The organism is Streptomyces sp. NPDC050211 (assembly GCF_040656035.1).
GTDB lineage: Bacteria > Actinomycetota > Actinomycetes > Streptomycetales > Streptomycetaceae > Streptomyces.
Map to the genome: position 1 here is coordinate 47,818 of NZ_JBFALC010000052.1, position 24,833 is coordinate 72,650.

A 24,833-nucleotide genomic window follows, 5' to 3' on the forward strand; every position below is an offset into this window, starting at 1 on the left:
AACGACGAGGAGACGCCGATGGCATCAGCCGCCATCACGCTAGCCGCAGACGCTCCCACGCTGTCTGCCGCAAACACCGGGTTCATGCTGATCTGTTCGGCGCTGGTGTTGCTCATGACCCCCGGTCTCGCCTTCTTCTACGGCGGCATGGTCCGGGTCAAGAGCACCCTGAACATGCTGATGATGAGCTTCATCAGCATCGGCATCGTCACCATCCTGTGGGTGTTGTACGGCTTCTCCATGGCCTTCGGGTCGGACAACGGCAGCATCATCGGCTGGACCTCGGACTACGTCGGACTCAGCGGCATCGAGACCGGTGACCTGTGGTCCGGCTACACCATCCCGGTCCTCGCCTTCATGGTCTTCCAGCTCATGTTCGCGATCATCACGCCCGCCCTGATAAGCGGTGCTCTCGCGGACCGCGTGAAGTTCACCGCCTGGGCGCTGTTCGTCGCCCTGTGGGCCACGATCGTGTACTTCCCGGTCGCCCACTGGGTCTGGGGCACCGGCGGCTGGGCGTTCGACCTGGGCGTCATCGACTTCGCCGGTGGTACGGCGGTCCACATCAACGCCGGTGCCGCCGCGCTCGGCGTGATCCTGGTCATCGGCAAGCGCGTCGGCTTCAAGAAGGACCCGATGCGCCCGCACAGCCTGCCGCTGGTCATGCTCGGCGCCGGTCTGCTGTGGTTCGGCTGGTTCGGCTTCAACGCCGGCTCGTGGCTCGGCAACGACGACGGCGTCGGCTCGCTGATGTTCGTCAACACGCAGGTCGCCACCGCCGCCGCCATGCTGGCCTGGCTGGTCTACGAGAAGATCCGCCACGGCGCGTTCACGACGCTGGGCGCCGCCTCCGGCGCGGTCGCCGGTCTGGTCGCGATCACCCCGTCCGGTGGCGCGGTCTCCCCGATCGGCGCGATCGTCGTCGGTGTCGTCGCGGGTCTGCTGTGCGCCATGGCCGTCGGCCTGAAGTACAAGCTCGGTTACGACGATTCGCTCGACGTCGTCGGCGTCCACCTCGTCGGCGGTGTCGTCGGCTCCCTGCTCGTCGGCCTGCTGGCCAGCGGCAAGGGCCAGTCCGAGGTCGAGGGCCTCTTCTACGGCGGCGGCATGACGCAGTTCTGGAAGCAGTGCGCCGGTGTCTTCGCGGTCCTCGCCTACTCCCTGATCGTCTCCGCGATCCTCGCCTTCATCCTCGACAAGACCATCGGCATGCGGGTCTCCGAGGACGAAGAGGTGGCCGGCATCGACCAGGCCGAGCACGCCGAGACCGCATACGACTTCAGTGGCGCCGGTGGCGGTGCCGCCAAGTCCACCGTCGTACCCCCGGCCCCCGCAGCCACGAGCAAGAAGGTGGACGCATGAAGCTCATCACCGCCGTCGTCAAGCCTCACCGGCTCGACGAGATCAAGGAAGCCCTCCAGGCCTTCGGGGTCCACGGACTGACGGTCACCGAGGCGAGCGGCTACGGTCGTCAGCGGGGCCACACCGAGGTCTACCGGGGTGCCGAGTACACGGTCGACCTGGTCCCCAAGATCCGTATCGAGGTCCTCGCCGAGGACGACGACGCCGAGCAGCTGATCGACGTCATCGTCAAGGCGGCCCGTACCGGCAAGATCGGTGACGGAAAGGTCTGGTCCCTCCCGGTCGAGACGGCCGTACGGGTCCGGACCGGCGAGCGCGGGCCGGACGCGCTCTAAAAGTAGAGGAACAGGAGTCGCTGGGTGACGAGTACGGGTGTACGGGAAGAAGCAGAGGACTCGGGACCCAGCGGCTACGCGGCGGCCCGGCTGCGCCTCCTCCAGGAGGGGGCGCGGTCCGGGCCGCCGCGCCGTACGGCCCTCGCCGAACTGACCGACGACTGGCTGTCGGGGCTGTTCGGCGCGGGCGCCGACGGGCTCAAGGGCGCCTGCCTGATCGCGGTCGGCGGCTACGGCCGCGGCGAGCTGTCCCCGCGCAGCGACCTCGATCTGCTCCTGCTGCACGACGGCACCGACTCGGACGCGGTCGCCGCGCTGGCCGACCGCATCTGGTACCCCGTCTGGGACCTGGGCCTCGCCCTCGACCACTCGGTGCGTACACCGGCCGAGGCCCGCAAGACCGCCGCCGAGGATTTGAAAGTCCAACTCGGTCTCCTGGACGCCCGGCACATCGCCGGCGACCTCGGCCTGACCGCAGGACTGCGCACGGCCGTCCTCGCCGACTGGCGCAACCAGGCGCCGAAACGTCTCCCCGAACTCCAGGAGCTGTGCGCCGAGCGCGCCGAGCGCCAGGGTGAGCTGCAGTACCTGCTGGAGCCGGACCTGAAGGAGGCCCGCGGCGGCCTCCGTGACGCCACCGCCCTGCGCGCCGTCGCCGCCTCCTGGCTGGCCGACGCCCCGCGCGAGGGCCTCGACGACGCCCGGCGCCGACTGCTCGACGTACGCGACGCCCTGCATCTGGCGACGGGCCGGGCCACCGACCGGCTGTCCCTCCAGGAGCAGGACCAGGTCGCCGCCGAGCTGGGACTCCTCGACGCCGACACCCTGCTGCGGCAGGTGTACGAAGCGGCGCGCGTCGTGTCGTATGCGAGCGATGTCACCTGGCGCGAAGTGGGGCGCGTGCTGCGGTCGCGCGCCGTGCGGCCGCGGCTGCGCGCCATGCTGGGCGGCGGAAAGCCCGTCGCCGAGCGGTCCCCGCTGGCCGAGGGCGTGGTGGAACAGGACGGCGAAGTGGTGCTCGCCCGCGCCGCGCGCCCCGAACGCGACCCCGTGCTGCCCCTGCGCGCCGCAGCCGCCGCCGCGGAGGCCGGTCTGCCGCTCTCCCTGCACGCCGTACGGCGCATGGCGGCCACCACACGCCCCCTGCCCACGCCCTGGCCCGCCGAGGCACGTGAGCAGCTGGTCACCCTGCTGGGCTCCGGCCGCCCCACCATCGAGGTGTGGGAGGCGCTGGAGGCCGAGGGCCTGATCACCCGCATGCTCCCCGACTGGGAACGGGTCCGCTGCCGCCCGCAGCGCAACGCCGTGCACATCTGGACCGTCGACCGGCATCTCATCGAGACGGCCGTCCGCGCCTCCGACTTCGCCCGCCGGGTCAGCCGCCCCGACCTGCTCCTGGTCTCCGCGCTGCTGCACGACATCGGCAAGGGCTGGCCCGGCGACCACTCGGTGGCCGGCGAGATCATCGCCCGCGACGTGGCGGCCCGGATCGGCTTCGACCGCGAGGACGTCGCCGTGCTCGCCACGCTCGTACGGCATCACCTGCTGCTCGTCGAGACGGCCACCCGGCGCGACCTGGAGGACCCGGCCACCGTGCGCTCGGTCGCCGAGGCGGTCGGCACGCAGGGCACGCTGGAGCTGCTGCACGCGCTGACCGAGGCGGACGCGCTGGCCACCGGCCCGGCCGCTTGGTCGTCCTGGCGCGGATCCCTGGTCGCCGACCTGGTGCGGCGGGTCTCGGCCGTGCTCGCCGGGGACGTCCCCGAGGAACCGGAGGCCGCCGCGCCCACCGCCGAGCAGGAGCGGCTCGCCATCGAGGCGGTCGCGACCGGCAGCCCCGTGCTGTCGCTGCGCGCGCAGACCGAGCCGCCGACGGAGGACCAGCCGTCCGGCGAGCCCGAACCGCTCGGCGTCGAGCTCCTCATCGCCGTACCGGACCAGAAGGGCGTGCTGCCCGCCGTGGCCGGTGTGCTGGCGATGCACCGGCTGACGGTACGGACCGCGGAACTGCGGGCCCTTGACCTGCCGGACGGCGTCGAGGGATCCGTCCTGCTCCTTGACTGGCGGGTCGCCGCCGAATACGGCTCCCTGCCCCAGGCTGCCCGGCTGCGCGCCGATCTCGTACGGGCCCTGGACGGTTCCCTGGACATCGCGGGCCGCCTCGCCGAGCGCGATGCGGCCTATCCGCGACGCCGAGGCGTCGTGGCACCGCCGCCCCGGGTCACGGTCGCACCGGCGGCATCACGGCTGGCGACGGTCATCGAGGTGCGCGCCCATGACGCACCTGGACTGCTGCACCGCATCGGCCGCGCGCTGGAGGACGCGGGCGTACGGGTACGCAGTGCGCATGTGTCGACGCTGGGCGCGAACGCGGTGGATGCGTTCTATGTCACCAGCTCGGAGGGCGCGCCGCTGCCGAGCCAGGAAGCGGGAGCGGTGGCACGGAAGCTGGAGGAGACACTCCGGGCGTGACCTCGCGGTCATGACATGGGTCGCCTCCGCTGCCGAATACAGCGGGCGGGGACGAATGTCTTGCAAGGCCGGATACCCTGGAAGACGCTCAGACTGCTCCCGACCCCGAGGACCGACGCCGCCGTGTTCGATACTCTCTCCGATCGCCTTTCAGCGACCTTCAAGAACTTGCGCGGCAAGGGGCGCTTGAGCGAAGCGGATATCGACGCCACGGCGCGCGAGATTCGCATCGCCCTTCTCGAAGCGGACGTGGCGCTGCCCGTCGTCCGTACCTTCATCAAGAACGTGAAGGAAAGGGCTCTCGGCGCCGAAGTCTCCCGTGCGCTGAACCCGGCCCAGCAGGTCCTCAAGGTCGTCAATGAGGAACTGGTCACCATCCTCGGCGGCGAGACCCGTCGTCTGCGCTTCGCCAAGCAGCCGCCCACCGTGATCATGCTGGCGGGTCTGCAGGGTGCCGGTAAGACGACCCTCGCGGGCAAGCTCGGCCACTGGCTGAAGGAGCAGGGCCACTCGCCGCTGCTCGTCGCCGCCGACCTCCAGCGCCCGAACGCCGTGAACCAGCTCAGCGTCGTCGCCGAGCGTGCCGGCGTCGCGGTCTTCGCGCCGGAGCCGGGCAACGGCGTCGGCGACCCGGTCAAGGTCGCCAAGGACTCGATCGACTTCGCGAAGACCCGGGTCCACGACATCGTGATCGTCGACACCGCCGGCCGCCTGGGCATCGACCAGGAGATGATGCAGCAGGCCGCGGACATCAGGGACGCCGTCAGCCCCGACGAGATCCTCTTCGTCGTCGACGCGATGATCGGCCAGGACGCGGTCAACACCGCGGAGGCCTTCCGCGACGGCGTCGGCTTCGACGGCGTGGTGCTCTCCAAGCTCGACGGTGACGCCCGCGGTGGTGCGGCCCTGTCGATCCGCCAGGTCACCGGCAAGCCGATCATGTTCGCGTCGAACGGCGAGAAGCTCGACGACTTCGACGCCTTCCACCCTGACCGGATGGCCTCCCGCATCCTCGACATGGGTGACCTGCTCACCCTGATCGAGCAGGCGGAGAAGACGTTCAGCCAGGAAGAGGCCGAGAAAATGGCCTCCAAGCTGGCGTCCAAGAAGGGCCAGGACTTCACCCTGGACGACTTCCTGGCCCAGATGGAGCAGGTCAGGAAGATGGGCTCCATCTCCAAGCTGCTCGGCATGCTGCCCGGCATGGGCCAGATCAAGGACCAGATCAACAACCTCGACGAGCGGGACGTCGACCGCACGGCCGCGATCATCAAGTCGATGACCCCGGCCGAGCGCCAGGAGCCGACGATCATCAACGGCTCGCGGCGTGCCCGTATCGCCAAGGGTTCCGGCGTCGACGTCAGCGCGGTCAAGGGCCTGGTCGAGCGGTTCTTCGAGGCCCGCAAGATGATGTCCCGCATGGCCCAGGGCGGCGGCATGCCCGGTATGCCGGGCGTCCCGGGCATGGGCGGCGGCCCCGGCCGGTCGAAGAAGCAGCCCAAGAAGGCCAAGGGCAAGCAGCGCTCCGGCAACCCGATGAAGCGCAAGCAGCAGGAGCAGGAGGAGGCCGCCCGCCGTGCCGCCGCCGCTCAGGGCGGCAACGCGTTCGGTGTGCCGCAGCAGGGTGCGCAGGACTTCGAGCTGCCGGACGAGTTCAAGAAGTTCATGGGCTGACGATCGGTCCGTGTGGATTGGTTCATACGACGCTGGGGGCGCCCTTCGCCAGGGCGCCCCCAGCGTCGTATGCGCACATGCTTGCGGGCGGGTGATGTCGTAACGTCCCGATATGACCAACCCGGCGCCGACCCGTAAGTCTCCCGAGCAGCCCTGGCGTACCGAGGGCACGCCCGAGGAGCCGCCGAAGCCGCCGTCGGGTGGGCGCAGGCCGCGTGGGGGCTGGTGGAGCCTGGCCCTCGCCGCGCTGGTCGTGTTCCTCGTCGCCAATCTGGTGCTCTCGTACTTCGACGACGACGAGCCGACCATCTCGTACACGGAGTTCAGCAAGCAGGTCGACGCCGACAACGTCAGCAAGATCTATTCCAAGGGCGACGCGATCCAGGGGCAGCTGAAGAAGTCCCAGGACGATCCCGAGGGCGACGGCAAGTACAGCAAGTTCAAGACGCAGCGTCCGGAGTTCGCGGACGATCAGCTCTGGGCGGAGCTGACCAAGAACAACGTCACCGTCACGGCGGAGCCGGTCGTCCAGCAGCGAAGCTTTCTGGCCAATCTGCTGATCTCGCTGGCGCCGATGCTGCTCCTGGTCGTGCTGTGGATCTTCATCGCGCGGCGGATGAGCGCGGGGATGGGCGGCGCGGGCGGCATGCTCGGCCGGAAGGCCCCGCCGAAACCGGTCGAGCTGGAGCCCGGCGCCAAACGCACGACCTTCGCGGACGTGGCGGGCATCGACGAGGTGGAGGGCGAGCTCAATGACGTCGTGGACTTCCTGAAGAATCCTGACGCCTATCGCCGTATGGGCGCCAAGATGCCCCGGGGTGTCCTCCTCGCGGGGGCGCCCGGCACCGGAAAGACCCTGCTCGCGCGGGCGGTCGCGGGGGAGGCGGGGGTGCCGTTCTTCTCGGCGTCGGCGTCCGAGTTCATCGAGATGATCGTGGGTGTGGGTGCGTCACGCGTGCGTGAACTGTTCGCCGAGGCGCGCAAGGTGGCGCCGTCGATCATCTTCATCGACGAGATCGACACCATCGGGCGGGCACGCGGCGGCGGCGCGAGCATGGGCGGGCACGACGAGCGCGAGCAGACGCTGAACCAGATCCTGACCGAGATGGACGGCTTCTCGGGCGCGGAGGGCGTGATCGTCATCGCGGCCACCAACCGCGCCGACGTCCTGGACCCGGCCCTGACGCGACCGGGCCGCTTCGACCGGGTGGTCATGGTCTCGCCGCCGGACCGCGGTGGCCGCAAGGCGATCCTGGAGATCCACACCCGGGAGATGCCGCTCGCCGAGGACGTCGACCTGGCCCAGGTCGCGCGTACGACCCCGGGCATGACCGGCGCCGAACTGGCCAACCTCGCCAACGAAGCCGCCCTCCTCGCGGTCAAGCGCAAGCAGGAGAGGGTGAAGCAGGCAGACCTCTCCGAGGCCCTGGAGAAGGTCCAACTGGGCGCCGTACGCCCGCTGGTGATGCCCCTGGAGGAACGCCGGCGCACCGCCTACCACGAGAGCGGACACGCCCTCCTCGGCATGCTGCAGCCGGGCGCCGACCCCGTCCGCAAGATCACCATCGTGCCGCGCGGCAGGGCGCTCGGCGTCACCCTCTCCACGCCGGAGTCGGACAAGTACGCGTACACCGAGGAGTATCTGCGCGGCCGCATCATCGGCGCCCTCGGCGGCATGGCGGCGGAACAGGTCGTGTACGGCGTGATCACGACCGGTGCCGAGAGCGACCTCGAACAGGTCACCAACATCGTGCGCGGCATGGTCGCGCGGTGGGGGATGAGCGAGCGGGTGGGACGGCTGTCCGCGCTTCCGAACGACGCCCAGCAGGCATACGGCCTCGCCGCCGCGCCCCAGACCCTCGATGTGATCGACGGCGAGATGCGGCGGATCGTCGACGAGTGCTACGACGAGGCGTGCCGCAAACTCCGCGACCACCGCGGCCAGTTGGACGCCCTCGCCCAGGCCCTCCTGGAGAACGAGACGCTGGAGGAGGCGGACGCGTACCGGATCGCGGGCATCACACGCCTGGCGAAGGACGTGGACATCTAGGGCGTACGGGCGATCAGATACCGGAACACGTTCGGCATCCACACCGTCCCGTCCCGCCGCAGATACGGATGCAGGGCTTCCGTCAGCTCCTTGTCGACCTGGGCCTGGTCCGTCGCGGTGATCGCCGCGTCGAAGAGCCCCGTGGACAGCAGTCCGCGCAGCGCGCTGTCCATGTCGGCGTAGCCGAAGGGGCATGCCACCCGGCCCGAACCGTCGGGCTTGAGGCCGGCCCGCTGGGCGACCTCCTCCAGGTCGTCGCGGAGGGCGGGGCGCCAACTGCCCGCGCTGCGCAGCGGATCCGCCAGTTTGGCGGCCACCCGCAGCACGGACGACGTGGTGCAACGTTCCGGCGGACCCCAGCCGGCCAGCACCACGGGCGCCCCCCGCTCGGCGAGCGGTGCCGCTGCCTCGAGCAGCTCGCCGAGTCCCTCCGAGTCGCCCGCGAGACACCCGATGGGCTCGAAAGCGGTCACCAGGCTGTACGCGGGCGTCTCCGCGTCGGCCGCATCCCGCGGTGAGCCGTCGACGAGCCGGGTGTCCGCACGCGTGCGCGTGCCCCACGCCTCGGGCCGCAGCCGCTCCCGCGCGAGGGCGAGCCGTTGCGGGGAGGAGGGTTCGACACCGGTGACGGCGGCGCCTCTGGAGGCTGCCATCAGCAGGGCCAGCCCGGATCCGCAGCCGAGGCCGAGGAGCCGTGTGCCGACGCCCACTTCCAGTCGCTCGTAGACGGCCTCGAAGAGCGGAACCAGCATCCGCTCCTGGATCTCGGACCAGTCACGCGCGCGTGCACACAGGTCCACGCGTGGCGCGGGGCCCGCAGGAGACAGGTGCTGCCGCACGAGCGTAGGTGTCATGTAAAGCGCCCCAATCCGACGAGAGTTGCCGCTGTGCCCGATTCCTTAGCCCCCGTGACGTGCGCTCGCTGTCCCCCCCCGTATGCCAGGAAACTCCGCGTCCGAGCCCTCGTCCAGAGGGTTGTGCCGCCCGGCTTGTGGGTTCGCTGTACGAGTGGCGAGATTTCACATTCCGGCAACGTGGGCCCGTACCATCTCGCCATGGCAAAGGCACCCGTACTCACCCCGCGGGCGGACGACTTCCCGCGCTGGTACCAGGATCTGATCACCAAGGCCGAACTGGCCGACAACGGTCCGGTGCGCGGCACCATGGTGATCCGACCGTACGGGTACGGGCTGTGGGAGCGGATGCAGGCCGAGATGGACGCCCGCATCAAGGAGACGGGCACCCAGAACGCGTACTTCCCGCTGCTGATCCCGCAGTCGTACTTCGCCAAGGAAGCTGAGCACGTCGAGGGCTTCGCGCCCGAACTCGCCGTCGTCACGCACGGCGGCGGCAAGGAGCTCGAAGAGCCGGCCGTGGTCCGTCCCACCTCCGAGATGATCATCAACGACTACTTCTCGAAGTGGGTGCAGAGCTACCGCGATCTGCCGCTGCTGATCAACCAGTGGGCGAACGTGGTCCGTTGGGAACTGCGGCCCCGCCTCTTCCTCCGTACGACCGAATTCCTGTGGCAGGAAGGCCACACCGCGCACGCCACCTACGAGGACGCCCGCGACTTCGCCGCGCACATCCACCGCGAGGTCTACGAGGACTTCATGGTGAACGTCCTCGCCATGGACTCCGTCCCCGGCCGCAAGACCGTCAAGGAGCGCTTCGCGGGCGCCCTCAACACCCTCACCCTCGAGGCGATGATGGGCGACGGCAAGGCCCTCCAGTTGGCCACCAGCCATGAGCTGGGCCAGAACTTCGCCAAGGCCTTCAATACCCGGTACCTGTCCAAGGACGGCCGACAGGAACTGGTCTGGCAGACGTCCTGGGGCTCCACCACCCGCATGATCGGCGCCCTGGTGATGACTCACGGAGATGACAACGGCCTGCGGGTCCCGCCGCGGCTCGCCTCGGTGCAGGCCGTCGTCCTCGCGATCAAGGGCGATGACGCGGTTCTGGCCAAGGTCCGCGAGATCGGCGACCAACTGAAGGCCGCGGGCATCCGGGCCCATGTCGACGACCGTACGGACACCCCCTTCGGGCGCCGGGCCGTCGACTGGGAGCTGAAGGGCGTTCCGGTCCGGATCGAGGTCGGCCCCCGTGACCTGGAGAACGGCACCGCGATGCTGGCCCGCCGGATCCCCGGCGGCAAGGAGCCGGTGGCGATGGACTCGCTCGCACGACTGCTGCCCACGATCCTCGAAGAGGATCAGGCGCTGCTGCTGACCCAGTCCCGCGAGCGCCGCGAGTCCCGTACGTCCGACGTGTCGAGCATCGAGGAGGCCGTCGACGCGACGACCGCCGGCGGCTGGGCGTGCATCCCCTGGGCGGTCCTCGGCGAAGAAGGCGAGGCCAAGCTGGGTGAGCACGCGGTGACCGTACGGTGTCTGGTCGCCGAGGACGGGTCGGTGCCGGATGCCGATGACGCACCCGGTAACGTCGCGATCGTCGCGCGAGCCTACTGAGCCATGGGCGGAGCCGACCGAAACGCCCCTTGCGCATCGCGCGAACACTCGTGCCCCGGCGTGCGGACAGGATCTACGCGCCGGGTGGTACGTCAGGCTACGTACCGGCTTGGTATGAGCTGTGAGGCTTCTCCGCAGATCAGCGCACCCGCCCTCGTCCGGACGCATCAGCGGCAACTGACGGGTACGTGCAAATTATTTGGGATGCCCCGGAATAGGAACACAGCGGCACTCTGGCTCGTTGTCATTACGTGAGCACGACACAGACACCACCTGTTCTCGCCGCAGAGCTGGCGCAGGCGTGGGCCGACATTCAGCGGTACCACCCCGAGCTGCCGGATCTTGCCGCGCCCGAGTCACTGATCGGGGAGTCGTCGTCCGCCTGCGGGCACGCGCTCTCCTTCGAGCGACTGCTCCATGAGGCAGTCCATGGCATCGCCGCCGCCCGAGGAATCCGCGACACCTCGCGCGCCGGCCGCTACCACAACCGTAGATTCCTCGCGATCGCCGAGGAGCTGGGCCTGGACCACCCGGAGGAACCGCATCCCAGCAGCGGCTTCTCCCTGGTCACGCTCAACCCCGAGGCGAAGAGGCGCTACCGCCCGACCATGGAGCGGCTCCAGCGCGCCCTCAAGGCCCACACCGCAGCGACCTCCGCCGACACATCCCGCACCTTCCGCGGCCCGGCGGCCCGCCATGGCTCCTCCGGCGGCGGCGTCCGCGTCAAGGCCGTGTGCGACTGCGGGCGCAACGTCCGCGTCGTCCCGTCGGTCCTGGCCCAGGCCCCGATCGTCTGCGGCGGCTGCGGCAAGCCGTTCCGCATCCCGGAGGTCGTGGGCGTGGCGTAACCACGCCGACTCCAGCACCGGCATCTCGTGGCTGCCGGTCGGAACACGTGGTGACGGGGTGCCGCCGCCTGCGGGCATGCGTGCCGCCTGGGGCGGCACGGGTGGGCGCAGGCGGCACCCCGTAGCGCCGGGTTGCGCGACCCACCCCCAGGGCACCCGAGACGCCGGGTGCCCCTCAGGCATGCCCAGCTCCCCGCACCGCCGGTCCAAAGCGACCCGCAGGGTGTGGCACAATGGCTAGCTGTACTCGACAGCCGCACAGGACCCCTCTCTCCTCCGGCTGACGCGTCCATCGGGCACTCGGGTACCGCAACCCCACGCGGCCATCTCGCCGTGCCCAACCACGTCAAATCCAGGAGAACCCACTCCAGTGGCAGTCAAGATCAAGCTGAAGCGTCTGGGCAAGATCCGTTCGCCTCACTACCGCATCGTCGTCGCCGACTCCCGCACTCGCCGTGACGGCCGTGCGATCGAGGAGATCGGCCTGTACCACCCGGTGCAGAACCCCTCGCGCATCGAGGTCGACGCCGACCGCGTGGCGTACTGGCTCTCCGTCGGCGCCCAGCCGACCGAGCCCGTCCTCGCCATCCTGAAGAAGACCGGCGACTGGCAGAAGTACAAGGGCGAGCCCGCCCCGGCGCCGCTGCTGCAGCCGGCCGAGAAGGCGGCGCGTCCGTCCTTCGAGGCTCTCGGTGGCGACGACGAGGGCAAGGGTGAGGCGATCACCCAGAAGAAGAAGGCTGAGAAGAAGGACGAGGCCGCCGCCGAGTCCGCGTCGACCGAGGCCTGAGCATGCTCGAGGAGGCTCTCGAGCACCTCGTGAAGGGCATCGTCGACAACCCCGACGATGTGCAGGTCGCCTCGCGCACCCTGCGCCGCGGACGTGTGCTCGAGGTCCGGGTCCACCCGGACGACCTCGGCAAGGTCATCGGCCGCAACGGCCGTACCGCACGCGCTCTGCGTACCGTCGTGGGCGCCATCGGCGGCCGCGGTGTCCGCGTCGACCTCGTCGACGTGGACCACGTCCGCTGACGCCAATCGCAGCACCGGCTCGGGCCGGGGAGGGCCACTGGGCCGTCCCCGGCCCGCAGTCGTACGTACGACAGGAGATCTTCGAAAAGTGCAGCTCGTAGTCGCCCGGATCGGCCGCGCCCACGGCATCAAGGGCGAGGTCACCGTCGAGGTACGTACCGACGAGCCGGAACTCAGGCTCGCCCCCGGGGCCGTACTGGCCACCGACCCCGCCTCCGTGGGCCCGCTCACCATCGAGACCGGCCGGGTGCACAGCGGCCGTCTCCTGCTGCGCTTCGAGGGCGTACGCGACCGGACCGGCGCGGAGGCCCTGCGCAACACCCTCCTGATCGCTGAAGTGGACCCGGAGGTGCTCCCTGAGGAAGAGGACGAGTACTACGACCACCAGCTGATGGACCTGGACGTCGTCACCAAGGACGGCACGGAGGTCGGCCGGATCACGGAGATCTCACATCTGCCGTCCCAGGACCTGTTCATCGTGGAGCGCCCCGACGGCAGCGAGGTGCTGATCCCCTTCGTGGCGGAGATCGTCACCGAGATCGACCTCGAGGAGCAGCGCGCCGTCATCGACCCGCCTCCGGGTCTGATCGACGACCAGGCCGAGATCGTGTCGTCGAAGGACCCCGAAGCATGAGACTCGACGTCGTCACGATCTTCCCCGAGTACCTGGAGCCCTTGAACGTCTCCCTCGTCGGCAAGGCACGCGCGCGTGGACAGCTGAATGTGCGCGTGCATGATCTGCGGACCTGGACGTACGACCGCCACAACACGGTCGACGACACTCCGTACGGCGGCGGCCCCGGCATGGTGATGAAGACCGAGCCCTGGGGCGACGCCCTGGACTCCGTCCTCGCCGACGGCTACGAGACCGGCTCCCACACCCCCGCACTCCTCGTCCCCACGCCCAGCGGCCGCCCCTTCACCCAGGAACTCGCCGTCGAGCTCTCCGAGCGCCCCTGGCTGATCTTCGCGCCCGCCCGCTACGAGGGCATCGACCGCCGCGTCATCGACGAGTACGCGACGCGGATGCGCGTCTACGAGGTGTCCATCGGCGATTACGTCCTCGCCGGCGGCGAGGCGGCCGTACTCGTCATCACGGAAGCCGTCGCCCGCCTGCTGCCCGGCGTCCTGGGCAACGCCGAGTCCCACCGGGACGACTCCTTCGCGCCCGGTGCCATGGCGAGCCTCCTGGAGGGGCCCGTCTACACCAAGCCGCCCCAGTGGCGCGGCCGGGAGATCCCGGAGGTGCTGCTCAGCGGCCACCACGGGAAGATCGCCCGCTGGCGCCGGGACGAGGCGCTGAAGCGGACGACGGCCCATCGGCCCGACCTCATCGAGCGCTGCGACCCCAAGGTCTTCGACAAGAAGGACCGCGAGATGCTCTCCATCCTGGGCTGGATGCCCGACCTGGAGGGCGAGCCGTACGGCCGATTTTGGCGCAGACCAGAGGGCATGGAAGAATAGGCCGCTGCTGTGCGCTGTCCGGCGTGCGCCCCTGCCACAGGGGGACACGACGCCCGCCCCGACGAGCACGACTCTCATTCCAGGAACACCTAGTTTCCGTTGATGACCTGTGGCATCAGCGAAGAAAGCAGACGAAATGTCTCACCTGCTCGACACCGTCGACGCCGCGTCGCTGCGCAGCGACGTCCCGGCCTTCCGCCCGGGCGACACGGTCAACGTCCACGTCCGCGTCATCGAGGGCAACCGCTCCCGTGTGCAGCAGTTCAAGGGCGTAGTCATCCGCCGCCAGGGTTCGGGCGTGCGCGAGACCTTCACGGTCCGCAAGGTCTCCTTCTCCGTCGGCGTCGAGCGCACCTTCCCGGTGCACACCCCGATCGTCGAGAAGATCGAGCTGGTCACCAAGGGTGACGTGCGCCGCGCCAAGCTGTACTACCTGCGCGACCTGCGCGGCAAGGCCGCGAAGATCAAGGAGAAGCGCGAGAACTGAGCGCTTCTCGGAGGTCACAGCGGGGCCGGATAGCATCTGGCTCCGATGGACACCGAAGCACAGCCGACGGAGCGCGACCGCTCCTCCCGCCCTTTCGTATCCGAGGAGATCTCGGACACAGGGGGGCAGGAGGGACGGTCGCGTTTCGCGTTGGTCTCGCGGATCACCGACTGGCTCCCCGGCGGGCGGATCAGCCTGACCCTGCTTGTCTGCCTGCTGTTTCTCCTGCTGCTCAACGCGTTCGTGGTGCGGCCGTTCCAGATTCCCAGCGGATCCATGGAGCGCGGATTGAGGATCGGGGACCGCGTTCTCGTAAATAAGTTGGCGTACCGTTTCGGTGCTCAGCCGCGGCGTGGCGATGTGATCGTGTTCGACGGAACCGGGTATTTCGAGGACGCGGACTACATCAAGCGCGTTGTCGGTGTGGGGGGAGACCGCGTGGTCTGCTGTGACAAGGAGGGGAGGATCGTGGTGAACGGCCGGTCGGTCGACGAGTCGTCGTTCCTGTACCCCGGTGACAGCCCGTCCACGGTGCCCTTCGACGTCGTCGTGCCGGAAGGCACCCTGTTCGTCCTCGGCGACCACCGCAGCGAGTCCAGCGACTCCCGCGACCACCTCGGCTCACCGGGCGGCGGCATGATCCCCGTGGACGACGTCGTGGGCCGCGCCGACGGGATCGTATGGCCCGCGGACCACGCCACCCGCCTGCACCGCCCCGACGCCTACGCGCGCGTGCCTGCCGCGGAGGGTGCCCATGGGTAACCGCGGTAGGCCGCGTGGAATCTCCGCTCACGCGGCCGACAATCTGCTGCCTACGGGCGTCCGGCGGGCCGCTTCGCCGGCCGGTGGCCGTACCCGGGCCGAGCGGCGCAAGCTTCAGCGCAAGGTCAAGCGGCGCCGCAGGCGCTCCGCCGCCAAGGAGATACCCCTCCTCGTCGGTGTGGCCGTCCTGATAGCCCTCGTCCTGAAGACGTTCCTCGTCCAGGCCTTCGTGATCCCGTCCGGCTCCATGGAGCAGACGATCCAGATCGGCGACCGCGTCCTGGTCGACAAGTTCACCCCGTGGTTCGGCTCCAAGCCGCAGCGCGGGGACGTCGTCGTCTTCAAGGACCCCGGCGGCTGGCTCCAGGACGAGCAGAGCACGACCAAGAAGGAAGACCCGATCATCGTCAAGCAGGTCAAGGAAGGGCTCACCTTCATCGGCCTGCTGCCGTCCGACAACGAGAAGGACCTCATCAAGCGGGTCGTCGGAGTCGGCGGCGACCGCGTCAAGTGCTGTGACACGCAAGGACGGGTGACCGTCAACGGCGTTCCGCTGGAGGAGGGTGACTATCTCTATCCCGGCAACTCCCCGTCCCAGACCGAGTTCGACATCACCGTCCCGCAAGGACGGCTGTGGGTGATGGGCGACCACCGCAGCAACTCCGCGGACTCCCGCTCGCACCAGGACCAGGAATACGGCGGCACGGTCTCCGAGGAGGAAGTGGTGGGCCGGGCCATGGTCATCGCCTGGCCCTTCAACCACTGGAACTCCCTGAACGAACCAAAAACCTACGCTTCCGTGACCGACTCGACGTCCGGGTCGACCGCGGCTCCCCAGCTGTCGCATAGGGTTGCACCCGACGATCCGAACGGAACGATCCAGCTCCCGACCCCTGCGGAACTCCCGCTCGTTATGGGAGTGGTGGGCCTGCGCCGCGTATGGGGCAGGCGGCGGCACAGAGTAAGGAGTTGGCGTGGGGGATGTGGCGGTTGGCGCACGGTCCGGACAAGACGGCGAGGACCGCGGGCGCCCCGTGGAAGCAGCTGTCCCGGCCGCGGACAGCGCCGTGACCTCCGGGAATGACTCCGGGGCGGCCGACGACGGTACAACGGCGGACCAGCAGAACCTGACCGGGGGCCGGGGACCGGGCGACTCGACCCCCCAGGCGAAGAAGCCGCAGCGCTCCTTCTGGAAGGAGCTGCCCATCCTGATCGGTATCGCGCTGGTCCTCGCGCTGCTGATCAAGACCTTCCTGGTGCAGGCGTTCTCGATCCCGTCCGACTCGATGCAGAACACCCTCCAGCAGGGTGACCGCGTCCTGGTCGACAAGCTCACCCCCTGGTTCGGCTCCGAGCCCGAGCGCGGCGAGGTCGTCGTCTTCCACGACCCGGACAACTGGTTGGCGGGCGAGCCCACGACGGATCCGAACGCGCTGCAGACCTTCCTCAGCTGGATCGGCCTGATGCCGTCCGCGGAGGAGAAGGACCTCATCAAGCGCGTGGTCGGCGTCGGCGGCGACACCATCGAGTGCAAGGGCACGGGCCCGCTGAAGGTCAACGGCAAGGCGCTGAACGAAGCGTCGTACGTCTACCCGGGCAACACCCCGTGCAGCGTCGACGACCAGGGCGGCCAGTTCAAGGTGAAGGTCCCCGAGGGCTTCATCTGGGTCATGGGCGACCACCGGCAGAACTCCCGCGACTCCCGCTACAACACGTCGGACGCGAACAAGGGCATGGTCCCGGTGGACAAGGTCGTCGGCCGTGCCATCGTCAAGGCCTGGCCGATCAACCGCTGGGGCACGCTCCCGGTCCCGGACACCTTCGACCAGCCCGGCCTCAGCGCCCAGGCGGCGGCCGCGGTCACCTCGCCGGGTGCCCTGGCGCTCGTAGGGGCTGTGCCGCTGGTGCTGGTGCGGCGGCGACGGAAGGCGGCCGAGTACCGGAAGGTCTCCGAGTAGCGCCCCGGCTGGTTTATGAACCAGAACTTGGGCTGACCCGGTGCCGTACCCCCGGGTAGGGTGCGGACCCATGGGTGGCGAGAGCACGACACGTACGGCCCCGCGCAGCGGTGGGGTGGACAGGAGCCCGGCGGGCGGCCGGATCGGACAGCGGTTGTCCGGAGTGGCCGTGGCGCTGGGCCTTGTGCTGTTCCTCGGCGGATTCGCCTGGGGCGCGGTCGTCTATCGGCCGTACACGGTGCCCACCAGCTCGATGTCGCCGACGATCGACATGGGCAACCGGGTGCTCGCGGAGCGGGTCGACGGCGCCGACGTACGCCGGGGTGACGTCGTCGTCTTCCGGGACAAGACCTGGGTGACCAACGCGCCCGTGGTGAAGCGGGTCGTCGCCATCGGTGGGGACACCGTCGGCTGCTGCACCGACGGCAAGCTGACCGTCAACGGCAAGCAGATCGACGAACCGTATCTGCCCAAGGGCAGCACGGCCGAGATCACGGACTTCCCGACAGTGACGGTCCCCGAGGGGCGGCTGTTCCTGCTCGGCGACGAACGCCAGGGCTCCCTGGACTCCACCGCCCACCTGACCGACGCCGCCAGCGGCACGGTGGCGCGCAGCGCCGTCAGCGCCCGGGTCGACGCGGTCGTCTGGCCCATGGACGGCATGCTGCAGAGTCCCAGCGGCTTCGAGACGCTCGGCGACCTGTCCTCGCCCGGACCGCTGCGTACGATCGTCGCCCTGGTGATCGTCGGCGGTGTCCTCGTCCTCGGCGGTGGCGCGTACGGCCCGATCGCCAAGCGGTTCGGCTCCGGCAACCGGACGAGCGCAGGGTCCGCCGGTGCCCGCTGAGGCGACGGACGCCGGCGTGGAATCGTCCGAAGGCGGGCTGCGCAAGGTGGCCCGGGTGGTCCTCCTCGATCCGGAGGACCGCATCCTGCTGCTGCACGGCCATGAGCCGGACGACCGGGCCGACGACTGGTGGTTCACGCCCGGGGGCGGCCTGGAGGGCGATGAGACCCGTGAGCAGGCCGCTCTCAGGGAACTCGCGGAGGAGACCGGGATCACCGAGGTCGAGCTCGGGCCGGTGCTCTGGCGGCGGAAGTGCTCGTTCCCGTTCGCGGGCCGACGCTGGGACCAGGACGAGTGGTACTACCTGGCCCGTACGACACAGACGGCCACGCGGGCCGCGGGCCTCACCGAGCTGGAGCGGCGCAGCGTCGCCGGAGCACGTTGGTGGACCTGTGAGGAACTGACCCGGGCGCATGAGACGGTGTATCCGACCAGACTCGCCGAGCTGCTGCGCAGGCTGCTCGACGAAGGTCCCCCGGCCAGGCCCGAGATCCTTGACACAGAAATCGTCTAGGGGCTCACGGGACTGGCGCACAATGGTGGGATCGCACGGCTGAAGGGGAACATGCCATGAGCGCCGAGGACCTCGAAAAGTACGAGACCGAGATGGAGCTGAAGCTCTACCGGGAGTACCGCGATGTCGTCGGTCTGTTCAAATACGTGATCGAGACCGAGCGGCGCTTCTACCTGACCAACGACTACGAGATGCAGGTGCACTCGGTCCAGGGTGAGGTGTTCTTCGAGGTGTCCATGGCGGACGCCTGGGTGTGGGACATGTACCGGCCGGCTCGGTTCGTGAAGCAGGTCCGGGTGCTCACGTTCAAGGACGTGAACATCGAGGAGCTGAACAAGAGCGATCTCGAGCTGCCGAGTGGGTGAGCGTCCTCCGCAGGGGTGACGGAGTTTTCCACAACCGGTGAGTAGTTCACCAAGATCAACTTGATCTGCTCGATTGCGTGACGGTTGGCGCCGGAGGTGGTGCCGACATGAACGCACGAGGTGGACTCGGCAGGTACGGCGAAGACCTGGCTGCACGGCGACTGGCCGCGGTCGGGATGACGGTCCTGGAGCGCAACTGGCGCTGTGGACGCACAGGTGAGATCGACATCGTGGCGAGGGACGGCGACGTCCTGGTGGTCTGTGAGGTGAAGACCCGCAGGGCCGGGCCCTTCGAGCATCCGATGGCGGCGATCACGCCCGCCAAGACCGATCGCCTGCGTCGCCTGGCGGAACGCTGGGTGCAGGAGCACGGAGGAGCCCCGCCGGGAGGCGTCCGCATCGACCTCATCGGGGTCGTCCTGCCCCGCCGCGGCGCCGCCGTCGTCGAGCACGCGCGGGGGGTGGCCTGACATGGGGTTCGCTCGTACGTGCTCGGTGGCACTGGTCGGCGTCGAGGGCGTCGTCGTCGAGGTCCAGGCCGACCTGGAACCCGGGGTCGCCGCGTTCACGCTGGTGGGGTTGCCGGACAAGAGCCTGACGGAGAGTCGGGATCGGGTTCGGGCCGCGGTGGTGAATTCGGGGGCGGAGTGGCCCGCCAAGAAGCTGACGGTGGGGCTCAGCCCGGCGTCGGTGCCGAAGGCGGGCAGCGGCTTCGATCTGGCCGTCGCATGTGCCGTGCTCGGCGCCGCCGAACGGATCGACCCACGAGTGCTCGCCGACATCGTGATGATCGGGGAGCTGGGGCTGGACGGAAGGGTGCGCCCGGTGCGGGGCATCCTGCCCGCCGTGCTGGCCGCGGCCGACGCGGGCTATGAGCAGGTGGTCGTGCCCGAGTGCGCCGCCGCCGAGGCCACATTGGTGCCCGGCGTGTCCGTACTGGGTGTGCGCAGCCTGCGCCAGCTGATCGCCGTTCTCGCCGACGAGCCCGTGCCGGAGGAGGAACCGGAGGAACAAGGCCGCCCCGACCCACTCCTGGCCGGCCTGCGCGTACCCGGCACAGGTGCGGCCACGGGCATGCACAGCATGGGCACCGCGCAGCCCGACCACGGCCATGACCTCGCCGATGTCGTCGGCCAGATCTCGGCGCGTACGGCGGTGGAGGTCGCCGCGGCGGGCGGCCACCACCTGTTCCTCGAAGGGCCGCCCGGCGCCGGGAAGACCATGCTCGCGGAGCGGCTGCCCGCCATCCTGCCCCGGCTCAGCCGACAGGAGTCGCTGGAGGTCACGGCGGTGCACTCGGTGGCGGGCCTGCTGCCACCGGGCAAACCCCTGATCGACGTCGCCCCGTACTGCGCCCCGCATCACTCGGCGACGATGCAGGCGCTCGTCGGTGGCGGCGCCTCCATCGCCCGGCCCGGTGCGGTGTCGCTCTCCCACCGGGGTGTGCTCTTCCTGGACGAGACGCCGGAGTTCAGCAGCCAGGCCCTGGACGCCCTGCGGCAGCCGCTGGAAGCGGGGCACGTCGTGATCGCGCGCAGCGCCGGCGTCGTGCGCTTCCCGGCGAAGTTCCAGATGGTGCTCGCGGCCAACCCCTGCCCGTGCGGGCGCTTCTCCGTGAAGGACGACTTCTGCGACTGCCCACCGTCGTCGATCCGCCGCTACCAGGCCAGACTGTCCGGCCCGCTGCTGGACCGGGTTGACCTCCGGGTCGAAGTGGACCGCGTCACGAGGGCACAGCTGACCGAGCGCGGCGCCCGGGGCGAATCCACGGCGACGGTCGCCGACCGGGTGCGCGGCGCCAGGGAGCGGGCGGCTGCCCGCCTGGCCGGCACTCCATGGCGCACCAACAGTGAAGTCCCCGGACGTGAGCTGCGCAGCCGGTGGTATGCCGCCCGCGGCGCCATGGACGAAGCGGAACGGAACCTCGAGCGGGGCGTACTCACCGCTCGCGGACTCGACCGCGTGCTGCGCGTCGCCTGGACCGTCGCCGACCTCCTCGGTCACGACCGGCCCGATGCGACGGACGTCGCCCTGGCCCTGCAACTGCGCACCGGCGTGCCCCGCGGCGTGCCCATGGCCATCGGGGCCATGACGTGAACGGTGACGACGACCCGGCCGACGAACTCTTCGCCCGTGTCTTCCTCGCCCGCGTCATCGAACCCGGCGACGAGGTCGGTGGGCGGTGGGTGCGGGAGTTGGGGGCCGTGGAGGTGGCGCGGGTGTTGCGGGAGGGTGGGCCGCAGCTTGCCGGGGTCACGGACAAGAGATGGGCCGGGTTGCGGGCCAGGGCTCGGGCGGCCGAGCCTCGGCGGGATCTTGGTGTTGCCCGGGACGCCGGGGTGCGGTTCGTGTCGCCGGGGGATGCCGAGTGGCCTGGGCAGCTGGATGACCTGGGCGATGCCCGGCCGCTGGGGCTGTGGGTGCGTGGGCGGCCCAGCCTGCGGATATGGGCGCTGAGGTCGGTCGCCGTGGTGGGCGCGCGGGCCTGCACGGAGTACGGCGCGCACATGGCCGTCACGCTCGCCGCCGGGCTGGCCGAGCGCGGATGGGTGGTCGTGTCCGGCGGGGCCTACGGAGTCGACGGCGCCGCACACCGCGGTGCCCTCGGCGCCGGCGGTGCCACCGTCGCCGTACTCGCCTGCGGAGTCGACCGGCCCTACCCGCGCGGACACACCGAGTTGATCACCAGGATCGCCGAACAGGGGCTGGTGATCGGTGAGTTGCCGCCCGGTGATCATCCGACCCCGAGCAGATTCGTGCTGCGGAACAGAGTGATCGCCGCGCTCACCCGGGGCACAGTGGTCGTGGAGGCCGCCTATCGGAGCGGATCGCTGGTCACGGCACGGGCCGCGCAGCGGTTGGGGCGGTTCACGATGGGCGTACCCGCGCCCGTTCATACAGGTGCCATCAGATTCTCGATGGAGCTGGCCACATGACGGCAGGGAAGGACCGCAGCAGGATCGGGCGGATGGACCGACGTGGTGGTGCACGTGCTCGACCGGATGAGGTACACCGACCGGGCGATTGGGCACCAGGCCTGGTAGATGCAGGATCTGGAGATCGCGCTGGTGTCGGTCAGCCAGGAGGTCGACGCTACAACCAGCCACGGTTGGCTAATGCTGCAGCAACATACGGCGTTCGTCGAGTTGAAGTACCACCTGATCCGGGATCGTACACGGGGTGGGGCGCAGGCCAAGATCGAACACAAGCGGTGGCCAGGTGGCCGGTTGCCGCTCGGCTACCGGGTCGCGGGCCGAGGCCAACGCAGGTCCCGCCTGCTCGTGGAAGACGGGAGGCTGCCGTCCCGCAGGTCCTGTGGCAGATGGTCGTCGGGGAGGGACTCAACACCCGGGATGCGCACAGGTTCCAACCCTCAACGGGGGCTCACGCAGATGGTTGCAGGTCTGACCAGCGGTGTCTGATCGGTGTCGGGCGACTCGTCGTGGAGGGACGTTTCCGGCCTGCGGCGTGGGACGGGGCGGTGTGATGGGCGGGGTGGACTCGAGCCGATCGAGCACTGCCGCTGAGCGGAAGATCACGCTTCGAGCGGTGACCGTGATCATGACCGCGGTGGTTGGTCTGACGTTCTTGTTCGGCTTCGGGAACGTGTGGACCCTTGCACTGCGTCTGGGTGTACCACCATGGGTAGCTCCCCTGGTGGCCCCGGCGGTGGACCTGTCGGTCATGGGGCTGCTGCTGGGAACGCGGTATCTGGCGCTTCATGGTGCTCGGCCCGAGCTGCTTCGTCCCGCCCGGCGTCTACTCGTCCTCTCCAGCTTGATGACCTTGGCGCTGAACGTGACTGATCCGCTGCTGAATGATCAATTCGGGAAGGCTGCCTTCGACGCCGTTGGTCCCCTGCTGCTCATCGGATGGGCCGAGGTTGGCCCCGGCTTGCTTCAAGCGATCAGCAGTACCAGTCCAGGGCAGACACGACCGCCTGCAGAAGAAGCCCAGCCAGTTTCAGATGACGGGGCGCTATCGCACAGCCAGGTCGGGAGGAGTCTTCAAGGTGACAGGAAGCCCCTCTTGGAAGGGGATCTCAAGCCAGACGAGGATGCGGAGGTCCCCGACGAAGATCTTCTGGAGCGTGCTCGTGAGGAAAACATTCGGCACATGCAGGAGTACCAGCGGCCGATCTCGGCGGAAACGCTGAGGAAGCGGTTGCGGGTCGGAGCGGGTAGGTCTCGGATGCTCGTGACCATTGTCCGTTCCGAGGAGCGCTCCCCCTCGGAGGACGACGAGAGAAGGTCATCGGAAGGGATCGGTCGTCCACGATCTTCCACGGTCAGTTAAAACCTGATGGCGGCCCCAGAGGTGTGGCGGCAGGGGTGGAGGGACTGGTTTGGCGGCGGTACCGAGCGAGGCCGAGGCTGTTGGGTAGACCGAGTTGGTCCCAGATCGATGACCAGCATGTCCACAGATCGGACATGGGGCGGCTATTTAGCCGTCTACCTGCGCCAATTCGAGGCCGTGCAATTCGCCTGCTGCCTGTTCGATGGCGAGCCGGTCGAGGTTGTGGTGGGCGTACTGGCCCGCGGTCCGCTCGATCAGCAACCGCAGCCCCAGGGCAAGGTCGTCTGGCATCGCCGTGAAGTCGGGCTCTTCCGTGTCTGGCTGGCTGCTCCACCTGTTCGGCGGTTTTGCATTGCGGCGCTGCGCAGGCGCTCCGTACGCAGTCGCTGTTCCACCGCGCGGTAGATGGATGGCCGTGGCGCCGTCCGGGTCGTCCTGGGCATGGTCGAGGAGCAGCCGCAGCATGTAGATGAGCGCGACGGCCAGGGCGTCTACGCTCATCTCCGTGCCCTGGAGTTCCTCGTATATCGACGGCTCTCCCCCGGCGTCGGCCGCGTGCCGGGCCCATGCGATCTTTCGCGCGCCCAGCAGACTCGGAGGTCTTCGTGATGTAGCTGATCTTGAGTCGTAAGCTCGTTGCCGCCTGCCGGTGGAAGTCCGGTCCGGGTAGCTGCCAGGAGGCTCGGTAGCAGACTGGCGGCGTCGGGGGGAAACGCCCGGCGTCGAAGCCCAGTGTCGAAAGCCCTGCAAGGGGGGCACAGCAGCCGCCCATCGGTGCCGTTCATGGGAGCGGGGCGACGAGGGGCGCTCTTGATATTGTGGTTGTTGGCACTGTGTGTGCCCTCGCGCAGTCGATGACGAAGTGCTCGTCTGACACATTCGCGGAGAGGACTGGCGTCGGCCAGGACATGTCCGCGGTGGAGATTGCGCAACCGACCCCAACCGGGGCGGTTGTGTTCACCATGCCGCGAATGCGGCGCGAGAGAAGGTTACTCCCATGTCCATGACGAAGACGGATAAGGCGACGAAGGATTTGCAGGCGGTCCTGGACAAGATCGCCAGCATGCCGGAACCGTACGCGACGATCGGTGCGCGGCTGCACGAAACGATCCTCAGTGCCGGGCCGAAGCTCAAGCCACGCATCTGGTACGGCATGCCGGGCTACGCCACCGGGCGCAGTGCACCGGTACTAGTGTTCTTCCGCGTCGACGACGGGGTGATGTCGCTCGGCCTGTCGGAGAAGGCTACGGTCGCACGCGAACCCGGCAGCACGCTGCGTCCGTCTGCCTGGTTCCTTGATGAGATCGATGACGCCACCCTCGCGAAGGTCGCCGACCTCGCGCGAACCGCGTTCTCCTGATCAGGAACGGACGGTCTGCTCCGTCATCGGTCCCTGACCGGGAGAGGCGACACGTCGACGCCCGAGTGTGAGGGCGTCGACGTGTCGGGGTGGGATGGGGCGAGGACCGTGGCGACGGTCTCGACCAGCAGCACGCCACCGGCCTGAGAGACCACCGCCCGGCCGCCGCCCTCGGTACGGACACGGGGATAGAACCCGATATCCGGGACGGTGGCACAGGTGAACGTCGTGCTTCCGAAGCGGCAGTGGAATGACCGCGGCACCGGTCACGTGTGTCGCACCCCAGGCCAGGATGGGACGTAGGACCCGCACACACTCAGTTCGACCGTGTGCGGGGTGGCAGATGGTGCTGGCCGGTGCTGCGGGCGGTGCGGTCAGGATGGCGTCGGAGGGGGCGGGCAGCATGAAGGCCGCGGGGTGCCGGGGCTGGTGGATATCCTGCTGGACGCCTGCCGCTGGAGCGGGATCACAAGCGACCCGTTCCAGCACGCACCCCCAGCGAGCAGCTGATGCGACTATCAGCCCTACGAACGAGC

24 protein-coding genes and 1 pseudogene are annotated in these 24,833 nt (G+C 69.3%); 23 read left to right on the forward strand and 2 right to left on the reverse strand.

The window, feature by feature from the left end; all coding sequences use genetic code 11:
• The first annotated feature begins 18 nt into the window (after positions 1 to 18).
• From AB0I98_RS36695 to ftsH, 5 genes are all read left to right on the forward strand, one after another.
• Entirely contained in the window at positions 19 to 1,362 is a 1,344-nt protein-coding gene (locus AB0I98_RS36695) for an ammonium transporter (protein WP_362949434.1), read from the forward strand.
• Entirely contained in the window at positions 1,359 to 1,697 is a 339-nt protein-coding gene (locus AB0I98_RS36700; protein ID WP_003997576.1) for a P-II family nitrogen regulator, read from the forward strand. The genes AB0I98_RS36695 and AB0I98_RS36700 overlap by 4 nt, the downstream gene beginning before the upstream one ends.
• A 24-nt stretch (positions 1,698 to 1,721) precedes the next feature.
• On the forward strand, positions 1,722 to 4,169 hold the full coding sequence (locus AB0I98_RS36705) for a [protein-PII] uridylyltransferase (protein WP_362949436.1): 2,448 nt from the start codon (positions 1,722 to 1,724) through the stop codon (positions 4,167 to 4,169).
• 123 nt (positions 4,170 to 4,292) lie between these two features.
• Positions 4,293 to 5,843: a signal recognition particle protein gene (ffh, locus tag AB0I98_RS36710; protein ID WP_362949438.1), complete on the forward strand. Its 1,551-nt coding sequence runs from the start codon at positions 4,293 to 4,295 to the stop codon at positions 5,841 to 5,843.
• A 112-nt stretch (positions 5,844 to 5,955) separates the two neighbouring features.
• Positions 5,956 to 7,893, forward strand: coding sequence for an ATP-dependent zinc metalloprotease FtsH (gene ftsH, locus AB0I98_RS36715; RefSeq protein ID WP_362949439.1), 1,938 nt, complete (start codon positions 5,956 to 5,958; stop codon positions 7,891 to 7,893).
• On the opposite strand, the gene AB0I98_RS36720 is transcribed toward ftsH, so the two are convergent.
• Positions 7,890 to 8,747, reverse strand: coding sequence for an SAM-dependent methyltransferase (locus AB0I98_RS36720; RefSeq protein WP_362949441.1), 858 nt, complete (start codon positions 8,745 to 8,747; stop codon positions 7,890 to 7,892). The genes ftsH and AB0I98_RS36720 overlap by 4 nt on opposite strands.
• A 201-nt stretch (positions 8,748 to 8,948) precedes the next feature.
• On the opposite strand from AB0I98_RS36720, the gene proS reads away from it, so the two are divergent.
• The 17 genes and pseudogenes from proS to AB0I98_RS36805 all read left to right on the forward strand — a co-directional run bounded on the left by proS (position 8,949) and on the right by AB0I98_RS36805 (position 22,937).
• Entirely contained in the window at positions 8,949 to 10,364 is a 1,416-nt protein-coding gene (proS, locus tag AB0I98_RS36725) for a proline--tRNA ligase (RefSeq protein ID WP_362949443.1), read from the forward strand.
• 251 nt (positions 10,365 to 10,615) lie between these two features.
• Entirely contained in the window at positions 10,616 to 11,212 is a 597-nt protein-coding gene (locus tag AB0I98_RS36730; protein ID WP_210577449.1) for a hypothetical protein, read from the forward strand.
• Between the two features lie 370 nt (positions 11,213 to 11,582).
• The gene (gene rpsP / locus AB0I98_RS36735) at positions 11,583 to 12,002 is read left to right on the forward strand and encodes a 30S ribosomal protein S16 (RefSeq protein WP_210577451.1); all 420 of its coding nucleotides are present in this window, start codon (positions 11,583 to 11,585) and stop codon (positions 12,000 to 12,002) included.
• 2 nt (positions 12,003 to 12,004) lie between these two features.
• A complete protein-coding gene (locus AB0I98_RS36740) occupies positions 12,005 to 12,244 on the forward strand; it encodes an RNA-binding protein (RefSeq protein WP_007384965.1) in 240 nt (79 codons plus the stop codon).
• Positions 12,245 to 12,332: 88 nt separating this feature from the next.
• A complete protein-coding gene (gene rimM, locus AB0I98_RS36745; protein WP_362949445.1) occupies positions 12,333 to 12,878 on the forward strand; it encodes a ribosome maturation factor RimM in 546 nt (181 codons plus the stop codon).
• Complete coding sequence (gene trmD / locus AB0I98_RS36750; RefSeq protein WP_362949446.1) at positions 12,875 to 13,708, forward strand: tRNA (guanosine(37)-N1)-methyltransferase TrmD; 834 nt, start codon at positions 12,875 to 12,877, stop codon at positions 13,706 to 13,708. The genes rimM and trmD overlap by 4 nt, the downstream gene beginning before the upstream one ends.
• Before the next feature lie 136 nt (positions 13,709 to 13,844).
• Positions 13,845 to 14,195: a 50S ribosomal protein L19 gene (gene rplS, locus AB0I98_RS36755; protein WP_210577466.1), complete on the forward strand. Its 351-nt coding sequence runs from the start codon at positions 13,845 to 13,847 to the stop codon at positions 14,193 to 14,195.
• 45 nt (positions 14,196 to 14,240) lie between these two features.
• Positions 14,241 to 14,957, forward strand: coding sequence for a signal peptidase I (gene lepB, locus AB0I98_RS36760; protein WP_362949448.1), 717 nt, complete (start codon positions 14,241 to 14,243; stop codon positions 14,955 to 14,957).
• The gene (lepB, locus tag AB0I98_RS36765) at positions 14,950 to 16,041 is read left to right on the forward strand and encodes a signal peptidase I (protein ID WP_362949450.1); all 1,092 of its coding nucleotides are present in this window, start codon (positions 14,950 to 14,952) and stop codon (positions 16,039 to 16,041) included. The genes lepB (AB0I98_RS36760) and lepB (AB0I98_RS36765) overlap by 8 nt, the downstream gene beginning before the upstream one ends.
• Positions 15,932 to 16,915, forward strand: coding sequence for a signal peptidase I (gene lepB, locus AB0I98_RS36770; protein ID WP_362949452.1), 984 nt, complete (start codon positions 15,932 to 15,934; stop codon positions 16,913 to 16,915). The genes lepB (AB0I98_RS36765) and lepB (AB0I98_RS36770) overlap by 110 nt, the downstream gene beginning before the upstream one ends.
• A gap of 70 nt (positions 16,916 to 16,985) precedes the next feature.
• Positions 16,986 to 17,762, forward strand: coding sequence for a signal peptidase I (gene lepB, locus AB0I98_RS36775; RefSeq protein WP_362949453.1), 777 nt, complete (start codon positions 16,986 to 16,988; stop codon positions 17,760 to 17,762).
• Positions 17,752 to 18,276: an NUDIX hydrolase gene (locus tag AB0I98_RS36780; protein ID WP_362949454.1), complete on the forward strand. Its 525-nt coding sequence runs from the start codon at positions 17,752 to 17,754 to the stop codon at positions 18,274 to 18,276. Before lepB (AB0I98_RS36775) ends, AB0I98_RS36780 begins: the two co-directional genes overlap by 11 nt.
• Positions 18,277 to 18,332: 56 nt before the next feature.
• On the forward strand, positions 18,333 to 18,641 hold the full coding sequence (locus tag AB0I98_RS36785; RefSeq protein ID WP_003993268.1) for a DUF2469 domain-containing protein: 309 nt from the start codon (positions 18,333 to 18,335) through the stop codon (positions 18,639 to 18,641).
• 77 nt (positions 18,642 to 18,718) lie between these two features.
• Positions 18,719 to 19,111 carry a YraN family protein gene (locus AB0I98_RS36790; RefSeq protein ID WP_210577482.1) on the forward strand — a complete coding sequence of 131 codons (393 nt, stop codon included), beginning with the start codon at positions 18,719 to 18,721 and terminating at the stop codon, positions 19,109 to 19,111.
• A gap of 1 nt (position 19,112) precedes the next feature.
• Positions 19,113 to 20,738 carry a YifB family Mg chelatase-like AAA ATPase gene (locus AB0I98_RS36795; protein WP_362949456.1) on the forward strand — a complete coding sequence of 542 codons (1,626 nt, stop codon included), beginning with the start codon at positions 19,113 to 19,115 and terminating at the stop codon, positions 20,736 to 20,738.
• Positions 20,735 to 21,526, forward strand: a pseudogene (locus AB0I98_RS36800) (DNA-processing protein DprA); the annotation flags it as partial. The gene AB0I98_RS36795 and the pseudogene AB0I98_RS36800, both read left to right, overlap by 4 nt.
• A gap of 664 nt (positions 21,527 to 22,190) precedes the next feature.
• Entirely contained in the window at positions 22,191 to 22,937 is a 747-nt protein-coding gene (locus tag AB0I98_RS36805; RefSeq protein ID WP_362949458.1) for a SpdA protein, read from the forward strand.
• Positions 22,938 to 23,084: 147 nt separating this feature from the next.
• On the opposite strand, the gene AB0I98_RS36810 is transcribed toward AB0I98_RS36805, so the two are convergent.
• Positions 23,085 to 23,438: a hypothetical protein gene (locus AB0I98_RS36810; RefSeq protein WP_362949459.1), complete on the reverse strand. Its 354-nt coding sequence runs from the start codon at positions 23,436 to 23,438 to the stop codon at positions 23,085 to 23,087.
• A gap of 496 nt (positions 23,439 to 23,934) precedes the next feature.
• Between AB0I98_RS36810 and AB0I98_RS36815 the strand changes: the two genes are divergently transcribed.
• Positions 23,935 to 24,297 (forward strand): hypothetical protein, encoded by a 363-nt coding sequence (locus AB0I98_RS36815; RefSeq protein WP_362949460.1) that lies wholly within the window; start codon positions 23,935 to 23,937, stop codon positions 24,295 to 24,297.
• Positions 24,298 to 24,833 lie beyond the last annotated feature (536 nt).